The sequence below is a fragment of the Spiroplasma endosymbiont of Lonchoptera lutea genome, assembly GCF_964019715.1.
In the GTDB taxonomy this organism is placed as follows: domain Bacteria; phylum Bacillota_I; class Bacilli_A; order Mycoplasmatales; family Nriv7; genus Nriv7.
The window spans coordinates 792,385-808,462 of sequence record NZ_OZ026463.1 but is presented as its reverse complement, the minus strand read 5'-3'; the positions used below and the strand labels follow the sequence as shown (position 1 = coordinate 808,462).

Genomic DNA, 16,078 nt, shown 5'->3' with positions numbered 1-16,078 from the left:
CTATATAATTAAATAAAAGGATATTGGAAGGAGGGAATTATAAATATGAAAGATAAAATTGCTATTGGATGTGATCACGCTGGATATGTATTAAAAACTGCTCTTATTGAATATTTAAAAAATAATGAATATGAGGTTATTGATTTAGGAACTAATAGTGAAGAAGAACAAGTGGATTATCCTGATTATGCCAAATTGGTTGGTAAAGAAGTAGGAAATGGTAATGCTAAGTATGGAATTTTAATTTGTGGCACAGGTATTGGAATAAGTATTAGTGCTAATCGCATGCCGAAAATTAGAGCGGCATTATGTTATGAAACAAAGTTAGCGGCCTTAGCTCGCGAACATAATGATGCTAATATTTTAGTTTTAGGAGGAAGAATTATTGCGCCTCAAAAAGCGATTTGAATTTTAGAAGAATTTTTAAATACTAAATTTTCAAACCGTCATCAACAACGAGTTGAAAAAATTGAATTAGGAGATATTAAAGATGTTTAAAGATGATACGCAAATAAATGATATTAGTTTAGAAGGAAAGGATATTGATTCAGAAATACAAAATATTAATCGCAAAACAAATGATATTGATCCCGAACTAAAAGCAGTTGTTAAAGAAGAACTTATTAGACAACAACGCCATGTGGAATTAATTGCTTCGGAAAATTATGTTTCGCTTCCTGTATTAAGATTAGCAGGTTCAATATTAACTAATAAATATGCTGAAGGATATCCAGGAAGAAGATATTATGGTGGTTGTGAATTTGTTGATAAAAGTGAAAATTTAGCGATTGAAAGATTAAAGACTTTATTTAATGCTGAGCATGCTAATGTGCAACCGCATTCTGGTAGTCAAGCTAATGCTGCTGCATATCAAGCGATTTTAAAGCCGAATGATATTGTTTTGGCAATGAGTTTAGATGCAGGGGGTCATTTAACCCATGGACATAAATTGAATTTCTCAGGAATTGTTTATCAATTTCATGGTTATGGTGTTGATGAAAAGACTCAACAATTAGATTATGAAGCAATTAGACAACAAGCATTAGAACTTAAACCAAAATTAATTGTTGCGGGAGCCAGTGCATATTCAAGAACAATTGATTTTACTAAGTTTCGTGAAATTGCTGATGAAGTTGGAGCATTATTAATGGTTGATATGGCTCATATTGCTGGTTTAATTGCTGCTGGATTACATCCAAATCCTGTATTAGTAGCAGATATTGTAACAACAACAACACATAAAACATTACGCGGTCCAAGAAGCGGTGCAATTTTATGTAAAAAAGAATTAGCAAAAGCGATTGATCGGGCAGTATTCCCAGGTCAACAAGGAGGTCCTTTAGAACATATTATTGCTGCTAAAGCACAAGCATTTTATGAAGCGGCAACACCAGAATTTAAAGCATATCAACAGCAAATTATGGCTAATTGTAAAGTTTTAGAAAATATTTTTAGAAAACATGATGTTAAATTGATTAGTGGTGGTACTGATAATCATTTAATGATTATTGATGTTAAAACATCATTTAATCGTACGGGGCAGGAATGTGAAAATATTTTGCATCAAGTTGATGTTATTTGTAATAAAAATATGATTCCATTTGATAAAGAAAAACCAATGACTACTAGTGGCATTCGAATTGGAACAGCAGCGATGACCACTAGAGGTTGAAAAGAAAAGGAATTTGAACAATTAGCAAATATAATTATTAGTGTTCTTAAAGAAAATGGTAATACTGAAGAGAATATTGCTAAGCATAAACACCAAATTGGTATTTTATTAAAAGATTTTCCAATATATGAAAATTACCAATTATAAGTTTAATTTATAATATTTAGTAATTTAAGAGGTGGTATGTATTTTTAGGGAATTTTTACTATTGTATTCAACAACTCTGTTAAGTGTTTCTAGTATTACGATGTTAAACCAATCTTTGCAAGCAATTAATACTGATTTTAGTTGACGAGTTACTAATCGGAGTAAAAGTAATAATGGCTATTTACAAATTGAAGAAAGTTTTGTAATATACCACAGACTTATGACAAGCACAAGAAGTTTTTTTAAAAGGGATGGATTTATTTTTTTATTTAAAATTTTTATAAATAACGACAAAATTATAAGGAAGTTTTTAAAAACAGTTTATAATTAAATTCCAGGGCAAAAAGATTATAGATTGTTTTTTTTGGTAGAAAGGATGTTGATTGTTAAATAAATTTTTATTACTAGCTGAATTATACTTGCACTTACAAGTATAATTCAGCATATAAATATATTTCATAGTTCATTATCAAATTATTTTCAAAATTGTAACATAAGACAAGGAAGAGATTTAAATAAAAATAATAATGAATAGTATTTTAATAATACACAAAAAATTTTTTATCATAAAAAAGATAAAAAACCCTTAATTTTTACAACTTCGTGAGTATCTGAACTAAATAATTCTAATATATCTGGAGAAATTGATCTTGTAGATATTAATCCACTTAGTTATAATAAAATTGATTTTATTGGTGATGATTCAAATTTATATACAAAAATAAGTTGAGGGAATACTCCTTATTATGGAAAAAGTATTAAAGATTTTTTTAATGAAAGAAATAATAATTTTCATGATATTATTATTGATACTGGGTCACTATTTCCTGCTTTAGGACAAATTCAATATGATCAACAACAAGACTTAATTAGAGTTAAGGATGAACAGGGATTAGCTTCGTTTGAAGGAAATATAAAATTTGGTTTATTATTTTATTGAAAAAATAATCATTATTATTTAAGAATTCCTTTTACTTTTAGTGCGAAAAATAGTTGAAATTCTTTTTCTGGCGGAAGAGTTTGGGCTGGGTTAGGTTTTGGAATTAAATTTTATAATTAATTTTTTTGTGAAAATAATATTTTTATTATTTCCATTTTTTATAAAAGAAATGATATAATTAGAAAATTACTTAAGCACATTAAAAATAATTAGCAAGTGATTATGTAAATTGGTCGCGTTTAGTTTTCTTAGGTATTTTTAAAAAAAGAAAAAATAATCATTTACTATAAATTATTTCAATATGCAAATTAAGTATATATTTCTTATGTATGATTTTTTTTGTAAAAAATTATTTTAATGTTGTTTTTATAAGCATTTTAGTGAGTTTTTATAACCTTTTATTAAGATTATGTTTGTTAATATTAAATATTTTGTTTTATTACTTATTTTTTAGATAAAATGATAATTAAATTGTGATTACTTTTTTTTCAAAATTATTTAAACCTTTTCCTACCTAACAAAACTTTACGCGTCCTGTAAATTTTCGTAAATTATTATTTTAAAAATTTTTGTAATGTTTGAAATGGAGTTTTATTGTTTAATGATGAATGACGACGCTCAAAATTATAAAAGTAATAATATTTGTTTAAATAATGTTGAAATTCGTTTTGATTTAATTTTTTTTCATTAGCATAAAATAATTTGGTATAATGTTGATGGAATCGTTCAATCTTTCCGTTACTTTGAGGAGAACGGATTGGTGTCGTCTCGTGAACAATTCTATTTTTCAAAAGAAAGGTTGTAAAAGGCCTTTCTTTTACTTTGTATGATTTGTTATTACTTCAATTAGTAGTAGTAAATTCAGGAGCATTATCAGTACGAAGGCGTTTAATGGTTATACCAAGTTCGCCGAAATCTTTCATTGCTCTACGCACGGCATTAAGGGCGTTATTGGTTCCTAAACTATCATAAACATAACCAAATACTATGCGTGTTATTTCGTCAATAAAATCATAAATATAATATTTTTTATCAACCGGAAAATTTGTTGTGGTAATGATTTTGGCATCCATTTGTAAAAGACCAATCTCAGAAACTTCATAACGCTTAAAATGGCGTTTTGTTTGTTTGATTTGTTGTTTTAATTCTTTTCAACGAGGGTCGGATTTAATTCAGCGATAAAAGGTTTTAATATTTTTCGGAATTTTTGAATTTTCAATATCGTGAAAACCGATTTTTAAATTGCCTGAAATGTAAAATTAAAAAGGACACTTATATAAAAAACAAATTGTGTTAATTCTATAATTAAGAAAAGAAAGGAATTAGCACAATGTATAAGTATCTGACTATTGAATCAATAATAGCAATAAAAGAATATAAAAGTTATGGATTTTCTATTCGTAAAATAGCAAAAGCAATTGATTATAGTAAATCAACTGTACACAGAGTTTGTAAATTATTAAATCAAAACTTATTACCATTAGAAATATTGAATCAAGTTCAAAAAAATAAACAAAATGCAGGTAGAAAATTAATAATTTTAACTTTAACAGAAATTAATACTATCAATCATTTGTTAATTACTAAAAATTATGCTCTTGATATAATTGCTGATTTTTTAAAGAAAAATAAAATAAAAAATATTTCAACAAAAACTTTATATAACATGTTTAAAACAAATCGAATGGGTTTTGATGAAAAAAATTTATTGAGAAAAGGCAAAAATAAACCTCATAAACAAAAAGAAACTAGGGGCAGAATTAATAATTGTAAATCTATTCATGAAAGAAATTTAATCATTCCAAATATTAAAAATATACAAGAATTTGGCCATTTAGAGGGAGATACTATCGTTGGTAAAGATCATAAAAGTTCTATTATTACTTTAGCTGATATATGATCAAAAACCACAATTCCTTTGAAAACTAAAAATCATAAAGCAGAAAGTATTACACAAAGTATAATAAAATTTATTTCAAAATTAATACCAGGAACAATTAAAACTATTACTTTTGATCGTGGTAAAGAATTTAGTAAATGAAAATTAATTGAAAAAAATTGTAATGTTAAAATTTATTTTGCAGATGCCGGCAAACCTTGTCAAAGAGGTTTAAATGAGAACAATAATGGTATTTTAAGAAGATATTTACCAAAATCTACTGATTTATCTTCATATAAACAAAAAGACTTAAATTCTATAGCATTTCAAATTAATTCTACACCCAGAAAATCATTATCTTATAAAAGACCAATAGATTTAATACAATTATTTTAAAAAACTGTCCCATTTATATTTACAATTCAGGAAAACGACCATCAGAAAATTGTTTATCAAAACCATTAGGTATTTTCAAATCGGTAGCATCAAGTTCTAAATAACTATTTAAGTTATAACGAGAAAAAACACTATTACCAGTACTAGCAAATTCTAAATTATATTTTTTTTCAATTTTACTATTAGCAGAATTACAAGCAGAAACTAACATTACATTTACTAGGCTTAATACGGTTAAACTCTTTTTTCACATAAAGAAAAATCCTCCTTTCAAAGGAATTATATTTTATATAAAAATATTAGAAACACTTAAGAGAATTTTTTAATTATTATTAGTAAAATTGCTAGGGGAATTAAAAACTCAAAAAGATATTTAAATGCCGGAATTACTTCAAACACCGGAAAGGCAGTTTTGGTAAAATTAATCGTTGTTTTGGCAATGTCCGCAACGGGGCGAATTAAAAAATTAATCCCAGAAAGACCAAGTAATCAATTTAACACACTAACAGAAGCGTGCTGAATGCCACAAGATATTGCATTAAATAAACCTCAATAAGAACAATTGGGCGTAGGAATTAAATCATCCATATTTCCACTTATTCCACCACCAATAAAAGCTGTTGAATTCAAAATGTTAAAATCGTATAAAGAATAATGATATTCAGTACTTTCACCTTTCTTTTTATATAGTGGAAAAGTCAGTGTAAAAATATTAATTCCATACATTACATCGACTTTAGCATTATAAAAATGCAGTTTATTACTAGTGGAGTTTCATAATTGATTATCATATGCTTTTAACACATTAAAATCTATTTGATAAGAACTTTTACCAGTATTAAAACCATTGACAATTTGTTTATCTTTAACAAAGAAATAGGAACGAAAAATCATATTCTTACTATTTTCCGTTGTTGAACCAAAGTTAATTAAATATTGTTTGGGATAAAAAGTAATTAAGGAGCGATAGAAAAAACCCATTTGTAAAACATTTTTAGGAATTTGTTGCATCCCTTTGTAATCTAATTCTACATAAGTAGAGGCATCCATATCAAAACTGGCATAAAAGAATTGTACAAAAAACTCACCTAAAACTTTATAAATTTTATTAAATAAATCATTAATAAAATTAATAGTTAAATCTTTTTGATAATGAAGCATAAAATCTTTAAAATCAAATTTTAATTTGTCATCATAGCGTAAAAAATAGAAGGTATTACCATAATAATTAACTTGTCCAAAAAAGGTATTAATAAAATCTCCTCCAAAACTTGTTTGTGACCCAGATTTTCAAAGCGATTTACCATTTTCTAAGAACTCATTATAACCCACAATGCTACCATACTCGGTTTTTATAGTAATAACATCACCAAAACTGGAAAAGGAAAGTTCTCTAAAAATAACTTTTTCCATCATATCAGGTTCAGGATATGAATTTTTGCGACTTAAACTAAATTTACTATTTTGTTTAAAGCCATTTAATTTAATTGACATTTCACTCATATATTTAAAATTATCATCAAAAAAATTAAAAATTGGCACTCAATATAAGTAACTATAATTAAATTTGTCAAAATCTCGGCGTTGTATCATTAAATAATCAAGTTTATCTTGAAACTGATTATATTGATATTCACCATCATTTTTAGTTATTTCCGTAGGTAATGATTGTTCGTTATCTTTTTCAGGCAAAGGAGGCATTTCGGCAGAGAATGAAGTTATTCAAAAAAGTTTTAAGTCACCATAAGTTCCAAGTTTTTCCTCAACTGATAATTTAATATTAATTAAAGTATCAATTAAATAAAAATCTTTTTGAGATGCAGATTTAAAAGTACCATTTTTACGATAAAAGTTATTAATTTCATTATAAATAACACTATTATTTTCAATAAACAAATAAAAAACAGTTTTTTTAATAAAACGACCATCAGAAAATTGTTTATCAAAACCATTAGGTATTTTCAAATCGGTAGCATCAAGTTCTAAATAACTATTTAAGTTATAACGAGAAAAAACACTATTAGCAATACTGGCAAACTCCAACTTACAACTATTAACACATTTACTAGGATTAGTGGCTCGTTTTTGTCGTTTCATAAAGGATTGTTCCATATTGGGTTTTGGTGGTTGTTTTGTACCAAAGAAGGCACCCAAAGGGATTAAACCAATAAAAGCGATAACTAACCACGACATAAGTTTATACATATTTATTTATCCTTTCTTCTGTGTTTAACTTCTTAAAATAAAGTATATTGTTGATAAAATGCCAATTGTTCCAATGATAATAAAAATTGGGTGTTGTGAAAATAATCTAATCATTGGTTTAAATAATTGTAAAAGTTCACTGTTAGCCACAACCTGAAATGTAAAATTAAAAAGGACACTTATATAAAAAACAAATTGTGTTAATTCTATAATTAAGAAAAGAAAGGAATTAGCACAATGTATAAGTATCTGACTATTGAATCAATAATAGCAATAAAAGAATATAAAAGTTATGGATTTTCTATTCGTAAAATAGCAAAAGCAATTGATTATAGTAAATCAACTGTACACAGAGTTTGTAAATTATTAAATCAAAACTTATTACCATTAGAAATATTGAATCAAGTTCAAAAAAATAAACAAAATGCAGGTAGAAAATTAATAATTTTAACTTTAACAGAAATTAATACTATCAATCATTTGTTAATTACTAAAAATTATGCTCTTGATATAATTGCTGATTTTTTAAAGAAAAATAAAATAAAAAATATTTCAACAAAAACTTTATATAACATGTTTAAAACAAATCGAATGGGTTTTGATGAAAAAAATTTATTGAGAAAAGGCAAAAATAAACCTCATAAACAAAAAGAAACTAGGGGCAGAATTAATAATTGTAAATCTATTCATGAAAGAAATTTAATCATTCCAAATATTAAAAATATACAAGAATTTGGCCATTTAGAGGGAGATACTATCGTTGGTAAAGATCATAAAAGTTCTATTATTACTTTAGCTGATATATGATCAAAAACCACAATTCCTTTGAAAACTAAAAATCATAAAGCAGAAAGTATTACACAAAGTATAATAAAATTTATTTCAAAATTAATACCAGGAACAATTAAAACTATTACTTTTGATCGTGGTAAAGAATTTAGTAAATGAAAATTAATTGAAAAAAATTGTAATGTTAAAATTTATTTTGCAGATGCCGGAAAACCTTGTCAAAGAGGTTTAAATGAGAACAATAATGGTATTTTAAGAAGATATTTACCAAAATCTACTGATTTATCTTCATATAAACAAAAAGACTTAAATTCTATAGCATTTCAAATTAATTCTACACCCAGAAAATCATTATCTTATAAAAGACCAATAGATTTAATACAATTATTTTAAAAAACTTGGATAGGCTACAATAAGTTGGACCATAATTATATAGACTTCAAAATTATTAAGAAAGAAGGAATATAAAAATGGGAAATAAAACCTCATACTCTGAAGAATTTAAAAAACAAATTGTAATGCTATACAAAAATGACAAAAGTGTTATTAATTTAGGGAAAGAATATAATTTACCAAAACCAACTATTTATAGTTGAATTAAAAATTATAATAATTCTGGGTCATTTAAAGCAAAAGATAATCGCACTGTCGAAGAAAATGAATTAATTTACTTGCGAAAAGAAAACCAACAATTACGGATGGAAAATGACATTTTAAAGCAAGCAGCACTGATAATCGGGAAAAAATAACAATAATTAATAACAACAAAAATAAATATTCAGTGAGGAAAATATGTAAGATTTTAGGTTTACTAAAATCAACATATTATTATCAAACTAATAAATGCACCAAGTTTGATGTTAATAATTATGAACAAGAAGTTATCAGTGCATTTAATAAAAGTCGCAAGATTTATGGTGCTCGTAAAATTAAAGCTGTTTTAATAAGAAAAAATATCATTTTATCACGACGAAAAATCCGATTCATTATGATCAAAAATAATTTGGTTTCTAAATACACCAAGTTAAAATATTGTAATCATAAAAAAACAGTTAATAATGACGAAATTAATAATGTTTTAAATCGTCAATTTAATGACAAAAAACCAAATGAAGTTGTTGTTAGTGATTTAACATATGTTCAAGTTGGCACTAAATGACATTATATTTGTTTATTAATTGACTTGTTTAATCGCGAAGTAATTGGCTATAGTGCTGGGCCAAATAAAACTGCTGAATTAGTTCAACAAGCTTTTCACAAGATAACACGACCATTAAATAAAATAACTTTATTTCATACTGATCGTGGTAATGAGTTTAAAAATAAAATTATTGATGAAATTTTAATAACCTTTAAAATTAAAAGATCATTAAGCTCCAAAGGATGCCCATATGATAATGCTGTTGCTGAAGCAACTTACAAAACCTTTAAAACCGAATTTATTAACGGTAAAAAATTTGCAAACTTAACACAACTAAAATGCGAACTATTTGATTTTGTTAATTGATATAACAATATTCGAATTCATGGCAGTTTAAATTATTTAACTCCCGTTGAATTTAGAAAATACCAGTCTACATAAAAAGTGTCCTAAAAAGGGTTGCCAATCCAACTGTCCCATTTATATTTACAATTCAGGAAAAATAAAATAAAAAATATTTCAACAAAAACTTTATATAACATGTTTAAAACAAATCGAATGGGTTTTGATGAAAAAAATTTATTGAGAAAAGGCAAAAATAAACCTCATAAACAAAAAGAAACTAGGGGCAGAATTAATAATTGTAAATCTATTCATGAAAGAAATTTAATCATTCCAAATATTAAAAATATACAAGAATTTGGCCATTTAGAGGGAGATACTATCGTTGGTAAAGATCATAAAAGTTCTATTATTACTTTAGCTGATATATGATCAAAAACCACAATTCCTTTGAAAACTAAAAATCATAAAGCAGAAAGTATTACACAAAGTATAATAAAATTTATTTCAAAATTAATACCAGGAACAATTAAACTATTACTTTTGATCGTGGTAAAGAATTTAGTAAATGAAAATTAATTGAAAAAAATTGTAATGTTAAAATTTATTTTGCAGATGCCGGAAAACCTTGTCAAAGAGGTTTAAATGAGAACAATAATGGTATTTTAAGAAGATATTTACCAAAATCTACTGATTTATCTTCATATAAACAAAAAGACTTAAATTCTATAGCATTTCAAATTAATTCTACACCCAGAAAATCATTATCTTATAAAAGACCAATAGATTTAATACAATTATTTTAAAAAACTGTCCCATTTATATTTACAATTCAGGTTACTAAAAATATAAGAAAGTAGTATAATTCTTAATAGGAGTGAAATAATATGGCACTATTTATTATTAAACATCCTTTAATTGATGATAAGTTAACAAGGTTACGAAAAAAAGATACGAATAGTAAGATTTTTAAAGAAAATGTTAATGAAATTACTAGGTTAATGGCTTATGAAGTTTTTCAGGATTTAAAGTTACAAGAAATTTCAATTGAAACGCCAATAGTTGCGACTACTGGTAAAAAAATTGCCCAAGATATTATTCTTGTTCCAGTTTTAAGAGCGGGTTTAGGAATGGTTGATGGAATGTTGGGATTGGTTCCTAATGCTAAAATTGGTCATATTGGTATTTATCGTGATGAAAAATCTTTGCAACCTAAGAAGTATTTAGAAAAAAAACCTAATAATGTGGAAAATAGTTATACAGTAATTTTGGATCCAATGTTAGCAACGGGTGGCACGGCAATAGCTGCAATTGATATTATTAAACAATGAAAAGTATCACATAATATTAAGTTTATTTGTTTATTAGCTGCCCCAGAAGGAATTGCAAAACTGGAAAAAGCGCATCCTGATATTAACATTTATACAGCTGCAGTTGATGAAAAGCTTAATGAAAACGGTTATATTGTTCCGGGTCTTGGTGATGCGGGAGATCGTTATTTTGATACACAGTAGATAGTTATAATGAAAAATATTAATTGGAAATATGAAAAACAAATAATGATTGTTTTTGGGTTGTTAATTTTTATTGGACTATTAGTAACAACAATTTTTACTATAATTAATTATTTATCTTGAAATTTGATTACTGGTTTTGTTACAACAAGTATTTTTAGTTTGTTGAATTATTTGTTGTTAATTTTTTTAACTTCGTATGTTATCCAAACAGGTCAATCAATTAATAAATTAGGAATAGGACTACTTTTTTTATTGCGAGTATTATTATATTTAATTCCTGTTCTGATTATTATGCTATTTAATGAATATTTTAATATTTTTAGTAGTATTTTTGGTTTAATACTTGCTTTTATTGCAACTTTAATTGTTAATATGTATAATGCTTTGATAGAAAAGAGGAACTTGAAGGATGAATCTTAAAATGTATGCAAGTTTTGAATTGTGAGATCCGTGAAAACTTGTTCCGCAAATAACAACGATTATTTTAACAACTTTAATTATTATTATTATCACTTTAATATACTTTTTTAAAGTAAAAAAACTTGATCCTAAAGCTGAACCGCGAGGGTTAGTATTAATTGTGGAACTTTGTGTTAAAGGTGTTGAAAATTTAGTTATTAGTATTTTAGGACCGAGTTTTAAATGATTAACATTATATTTCTTATATTTGTTGTCATACATTATTGTTGGTAATTTGTTAGCAATTGTTGGGTTTGAATCGCAGATGACATCGTATACAACAACATTTGCGATGGGATTAGTAACATTTATCGGGATTTATATTTTTGGCATTAAATTTCAAAGATTAGCTTTTTTTAAACGATATTTAAATCCATTAGAATTGTTAACGCAATTTGTGCCATTGGTTTCCATTTCATTTCGACTTTTTGGAAATATTTTAGGTGGCAGTATTATTATGGCGTTATTGTATCAATTTAGTGATTTAATTTCCCGACAAGTTCCAATTATTGGTCAAGTGAATTTTTTAGCAGGATTTTTAGCACCATTTTTTCATTTTTACTTTGATATCTTTTTTGGTGTTATTCAAGCGGTTATTTTTTCAATTTTAACATTAGTTTATTGAAAATTAGAAATTGGTGATGAAAAATCCGGTAGTAAAGAAGGTGCTATTAATAGGCGTGAAGCTGATGGATAATTGTTGCATTTAGTTCACAAAATATTTAATATAATGTCTAAAAGGAGGATAAATAGATGATGAGTGTGGAAATAATAAATAGTATTAATACTGTAGGAGCGATTTTGGCTAGTGGTGATGTTTCATGAGGCAAATTTATTGGAGCAGGGATTGGTGTTTTAGGTTGTTTTGGTGCGGGGATTGGTCAAGGTTATGCTGCTGGTAAAGCTGCTGAGGCGGTAGGAAGAAATCCAGAAGCTAATGGTAAGATTAGAACAATGTTAATTATTGGTTGTGCCATTGCAGAAACTGGCGCTATTTATAGTCTTGTTATTGCTTTAATTTTGATATTTGTTGCGTAAGGAATAAGATTAGATGTTGTTAAGTTATTTAGCAATTTTTTATAAAATTGAACAAGAAAATATTATTAATCAATTATTTCCTAATGTGTGGGTATTCATTGCTCATATTTTAGCAACTGTTGTTTTATTAGTTGTTTTAGGTTTTTTTCTTTATAAACCTTTTAAACAATTAATGCGAAAGCGAAGAAGTATTATTAAAGATTTAATTGATGATGCGATTAGGAAACAAACACAAGCAACAAAGTATGAAACAGAAGCTAATTCGTTATTAAAGGATTCTAAAATGCAATCACAACAAATTATTGATGATGCTAAAGTGGAAGCTTTAACGCAAAGACAAGAAATTATTAATCAAGCGAGCATTGAGGCGAAGTTAATTGATGAACAGTCGCAAAGAGATATTTTAAAAGAGCGGATTAAAGTGGAAGAAAACATTCGTCAAGAGATTATTGATGTTGCTTTTAATATGGCACAAAATATTTTGGAAAAAGAGATTGATCGTGAACAAAATGAAGTTTTGATTGATGATTTTATTAAACAATTAGATTAGGAGTTAGTTTAATGATTCAAAATTGAGCATGAGCACTACTAAAGCTAGGCGAAGAAGAAAAACAACTTGACATTATGTTAAGGCAATCAATTCATTTAATTAAATTATTTTTTGAATATCCACGAATTATTGATATTTTGTCAACACATAATTTAGAAAAACAAAAACAAAAAAAGATTATTGATAAAATTTTTCAAGATAAAGCTAATGATATTTTTGTTAATTTTTTTAAATTATTAATTGATCGCAATAATTTTCGGCAAGTAAGATTAATTCTTAAAGTGTTTCGTAATCTGTGCAATGAAAGAGCAAATGTTTTTTATGGGATTGTTTTTTCAACGATAAAATTGCAAGAAGAAGTTATTGATAAAATTGAGAAGAAAATTGGAAAAATTTTACAACAAAAAGTGGAATTAATTAATAAAATTGATCTTAGTTTAATTGCGGGTATAAAAGTAAAAGTTCAAGATCAAATTTTTGATGGTTCAATAAAAGGACGATTATTAGCAATGAAACGAAATATTGAAAATAAGTAAGGCAGGTGATATTGATGTCATTTAAGGTAAATGAAATTGCTGATGTAATTAAAAGTCAAATTAAACATTATGGTAAAAAGATGGAATTAAGTGAAGAAGGGAGTGTTATTAGCGTCGGTGATGGAATTGCTGTGCTTCATGGTTTAGATAAAGCGATGCTGGGTGAATTATTACTTTTTGATAATGATGTTTATGGAATGGTTTTAAACTTAGAAGAAGATGCTGTCGGTGTTGTTTTAATGGGTGATGATACTTATATTAAGGAAGGCGATGCTGTTAAACGCACGAAACAAGTTGTTGAAACTGTTGTTGGTGATGAGTTACTAGGAAGAGTTGTTAATGCCTTAGGACAACCGATTGATGGTAAAGGTGCGATTAAAAGTAAAAAGAAACGCCCTGTTGAAAGAATTGCTCCGGGGGTTATGACGCGACAATCAGTTGATGAATCATTACAAACAGGTATTTTAGCAATTGATGCGATGATTCCTATTGGTAAAGGACAACGAGAATTAATTATTGGTGATCGCCAAACTGGTAAAACCGCCATTGCGATTGATACGATTTTGAATCAAAAAGGGAAAGATGTTAATTGTGTTTATGTTGCCATTGGTCAAAAATCTTCTACTGTTGCCCAAATTGTGGAACGATTAAAACAAACGGGAGCAATGAGTTATACGACGATTGTTGCTGCTGGAGCCAGTGAATTAGCACCATTACAATATTTAGCACCATATACGGGTATTACTATTGCTGAGGAATGAATGGAACAAGGGAAAGATGTTTTAATTGTTTATGATGATTTAAGTAAGCATGCGGTTGCATATCGGACAATGGCCTTGTTGTTACGAAGACCACCAGGGCGAGAAGCATATCCCGGTGATGTTTTTTACTTGCATTCACGATTGTTAGAACGAGCAGCAAGATTAAATAAAGATAATGGTAATGGTTCAATTACAGCGTTACCAATTATTGAAACGCAAGCTGGTGATATTTCAGCTTATATTCCGACAAATGTTATTTCTATTACGGATGGTCAAATTTTTTTAACTAGTCAATTATTTAATGCGGGGATTCGTCCCGCTGTTGATCTTGGACTTTCAGTTTCGCGAGTTGGTAGTGCTGCGCAAATTAAGGCCATTAAGCAGGTTGCGGGAACATTAAAGTTAGAATTAGCACAATATAATGAATTGCAAGCTTTTGCCCAATTTGGTTCGGACTTAGATGAGATGACAAAAAGAGTTTTAGAACATGGACAACGAGCGATTGATATTTTAAAACAAACGCAATATAATCCATTATCACAAACTAATCAAGCAATTTTATTATTAGCAATTAATTTACGAAGAATTCAATGAATTCCTTTAGATAAGATTTTATTGTTTAAAGAAAATATTATTACTTATTTTAAAAATAATAAAGAAGCTCATAAGATATATCAGGAATTAAAAAAAGTTAAAACCTTTTCTAAAGAGTTAAAAAGTAAAGTTGATACGGAAATTATTAAAGTAGTTTATCATTTAGTTAGTAAAATTGATAAATATGAAATTACGAGTTATGGGACAAAAGAACAATGAGAATTGTTATTGATTCAAGGTAAAATTAAAGTTAAAAAAGGTCGTCATTAATAGTTATGCCACAAGATTTTCGGATTAAAAATCGTATTCAAACAATTAATACGATTGGTAAAATTTCTCGTGCTTTACAATTAGTATCAACAGCAAAATTGAAAAAAGCTAGTAAAAGAATTCAAGAGATTAGACCTTATAGTGAAGAAATGTATGATGTTTTTCATCATATTATTAGTAATACTAATGATTCTATATATTTACAAAAAGATGCTGGTTCCCATTTTCGAACAGTATGAATTATTATTAATTCTAATATTGGTCTTTGTGCTGGTTATAACTATAATATTCATAAATTAGTCATCCCAGAAATTAAAAAAAGTGATTTATTAATTGTAATTGGTGCGAAAGGGATTAGTTATTATCAAAATCGTGATTATAATGTCATTAGTAGTTATTCTAATTTAGATTTAAATTTTGAATATCATCAAGCACAAGAAATTGGCTTTCAAGTTTTAAGTATGTTTAATAATAAAGAAATTGAACGGATTAAATTAGTTTATACAAAATTTATTAATAGTATTTCGTTTCAACCAACAGTATTGCAGTTGTTACCAATTGCTAAAATTAATACTCAGCAAAATTCATTGTTTGAGTTTGAACCGGATGCGCAAACGGTATTAGAAACAACAATTTTATTATATTTAAATACTATTATTTATAGTGCCATTAGTGAATCGCAAGTATCGGAACAAGCATCAAGAAGGTTAGCAATGGAAAATGCTACTAATAATGCTAATGAGTTGAAAGATAATTTAACATTGCAATATAATCGTTCTCGTCAAGCTAAAATAACGCAAGAGATTGCGGAAATTATTGCAGCGGCTGATAGTACAAATTAG

General features: G+C 26.9%; 16 protein-coding genes and 1 pseudogene. 14 read left to right on the top strand and 3 right to left on the bottom strand.

What is annotated here, in order from left to right; all coding sequences use genetic code 4:
- Positions 1 to 45 precede the first annotated feature (45 nt).
- Positions 46 to 498 carry a ribose 5-phosphate isomerase B gene (rpiB, locus tag AACK97_RS04620; protein WP_215826141.1) on the top strand — a complete coding sequence of 151 codons (453 nt, stop codon included), beginning with the start codon at positions 46 to 48 and terminating at the stop codon, positions 496 to 498.
- Positions 491 to 1,819: a serine hydroxymethyltransferase gene (gene glyA, locus AACK97_RS04615; protein WP_338966900.1), complete on the top strand. Its 1,329-nt coding sequence runs from the start codon at positions 491 to 493 to the stop codon at positions 1,817 to 1,819. Before rpiB ends, glyA begins: the two co-directional genes overlap by 8 nt.
- 1,494 nt (positions 1,820 to 3,313) lie before the next feature.
- Here the strand turns inward: glyA and AACK97_RS04610 are convergent.
- Entirely contained in the window at positions 3,314 to 3,832 is a 519-nt protein-coding gene (locus AACK97_RS04610; RefSeq protein WP_338966897.1) for an integrase core domain-containing protein, read from the bottom strand.
- A 257-nt stretch (positions 3,833 to 4,089) separates the two neighbouring features.
- Between AACK97_RS04610 and AACK97_RS04605 the strand changes: the two genes are divergently transcribed.
- On the top strand, positions 4,090 to 5,034 hold the full coding sequence (locus AACK97_RS04605) for an IS30 family transposase (RefSeq protein ID WP_338966714.1): 945 nt from the start codon (positions 4,090 to 4,092) through the stop codon (positions 5,032 to 5,034).
- Positions 5,035 to 5,053: 19 nt separating this feature from the next.
- Here the strand turns inward: AACK97_RS04605 and AACK97_RS04600 are convergent, their stop codons facing one another.
- Positions 5,054 to 5,245: a hypothetical protein gene (locus tag AACK97_RS04600; RefSeq protein WP_338966895.1), complete on the bottom strand. Its 192-nt coding sequence runs from the start codon at positions 5,243 to 5,245 to the stop codon at positions 5,054 to 5,056.
- Positions 5,246 to 5,343: 98 nt separating this feature from the next.
- Positions 5,344 to 7,239, bottom strand: a complete 1,896-nt coding sequence (locus tag AACK97_RS04595; RefSeq protein WP_338966893.1) for a hypothetical protein — start codon at positions 7,237 to 7,239, stop codon at positions 5,344 to 5,346.
- Positions 7,240 to 7,476: 237 nt separating this feature from the next.
- Between AACK97_RS04595 and AACK97_RS04590 the strand changes: the two genes are divergently transcribed.
- The 11 genes and pseudogenes from AACK97_RS04590 (at position 7,477) to atpG (ending at position 16,078) form a co-directional block, all read left to right on the top strand.
- Positions 7,477 to 8,421: an IS30 family transposase gene (locus AACK97_RS04590; RefSeq protein WP_338966714.1), complete on the top strand. Its 945-nt coding sequence runs from the start codon at positions 7,477 to 7,479 to the stop codon at positions 8,419 to 8,421.
- A gap of 77 nt (positions 8,422 to 8,498) precedes the next feature.
- Positions 8,499 to 9,610 (top strand): IS3 family transposase gene (locus tag AACK97_RS04585; RefSeq protein ID WP_338966745.1). Its coding sequence is split into 2 segments (ribosomal slippage): positions 8,499 to 8,742 and positions 8,742 to 9,610, totalling 1,113 coding nucleotides; the frame shifts between segments, so codons are not numbered across the junction.
- 54 nt (positions 9,611 to 9,664) lie between these two features.
- Positions 9,665 to 10,317 (top strand): annotated as a pseudogene (locus AACK97_RS04580) (IS30 family transposase); the annotation flags it as partial.
- A gap of 81 nt (positions 10,318 to 10,398) precedes the next feature.
- Positions 10,399 to 11,025 (top strand): uracil phosphoribosyltransferase, encoded by a 627-nt coding sequence (gene upp / locus AACK97_RS04575; RefSeq protein WP_338966889.1) that lies wholly within the window; start codon positions 10,399 to 10,401, stop codon positions 11,023 to 11,025.
- 9 nt (positions 11,026 to 11,034) lie between these two features.
- Entirely contained in the window at positions 11,035 to 11,448 is a 414-nt protein-coding gene (locus AACK97_RS04570) for an MG406 family protein (protein ID WP_338966887.1), read from the top strand.
- Position 11,449: 1 nt separating this feature from the next.
- Positions 11,450 to 12,184 carry a F0F1 ATP synthase subunit A gene (locus tag AACK97_RS04565; protein ID WP_338966884.1) on the top strand — a complete coding sequence of 245 codons (735 nt, stop codon included), beginning with the start codon at positions 11,450 to 11,452 and terminating at the stop codon, positions 12,182 to 12,184.
- 56 nt (positions 12,185 to 12,240) lie between these two features.
- Positions 12,241 to 12,525 (top strand): ATP synthase F0 subunit C, encoded by a 285-nt coding sequence (gene atpE / locus AACK97_RS04560; protein ID WP_338966882.1) that lies wholly within the window; start codon positions 12,241 to 12,243, stop codon positions 12,523 to 12,525.
- A gap of 13 nt (positions 12,526 to 12,538) precedes the next feature.
- Positions 12,539 to 13,075, top strand: a complete 537-nt coding sequence (atpF, locus tag AACK97_RS04555) for a F0F1 ATP synthase subunit B (protein ID WP_338966880.1) — start codon at positions 12,539 to 12,541, stop codon at positions 13,073 to 13,075.
- Between the two features lie 11 nt (positions 13,076 to 13,086).
- Positions 13,087 to 13,611 carry a F0F1 ATP synthase subunit delta gene (locus AACK97_RS04550; RefSeq protein ID WP_338966879.1) on the top strand — a complete coding sequence of 175 codons (525 nt, stop codon included), beginning with the start codon at positions 13,087 to 13,089 and terminating at the stop codon, positions 13,609 to 13,611.
- A gap of 14 nt (positions 13,612 to 13,625) precedes the next feature.
- Positions 13,626 to 15,236 (top strand): F0F1 ATP synthase subunit alpha, encoded by a 1,611-nt coding sequence (gene atpA / locus AACK97_RS04545; protein ID WP_338966876.1) that lies wholly within the window; start codon positions 13,626 to 13,628, stop codon positions 15,234 to 15,236.
- 5 nt (positions 15,237 to 15,241) lie between these two features.
- The gene (gene atpG, locus AACK97_RS04540; RefSeq protein WP_338966874.1) at positions 15,242 to 16,078 is read left to right on the top strand and encodes an ATP synthase F1 subunit gamma; all 837 of its coding nucleotides are present in this window, start codon (positions 15,242 to 15,244) and stop codon (positions 16,076 to 16,078) included.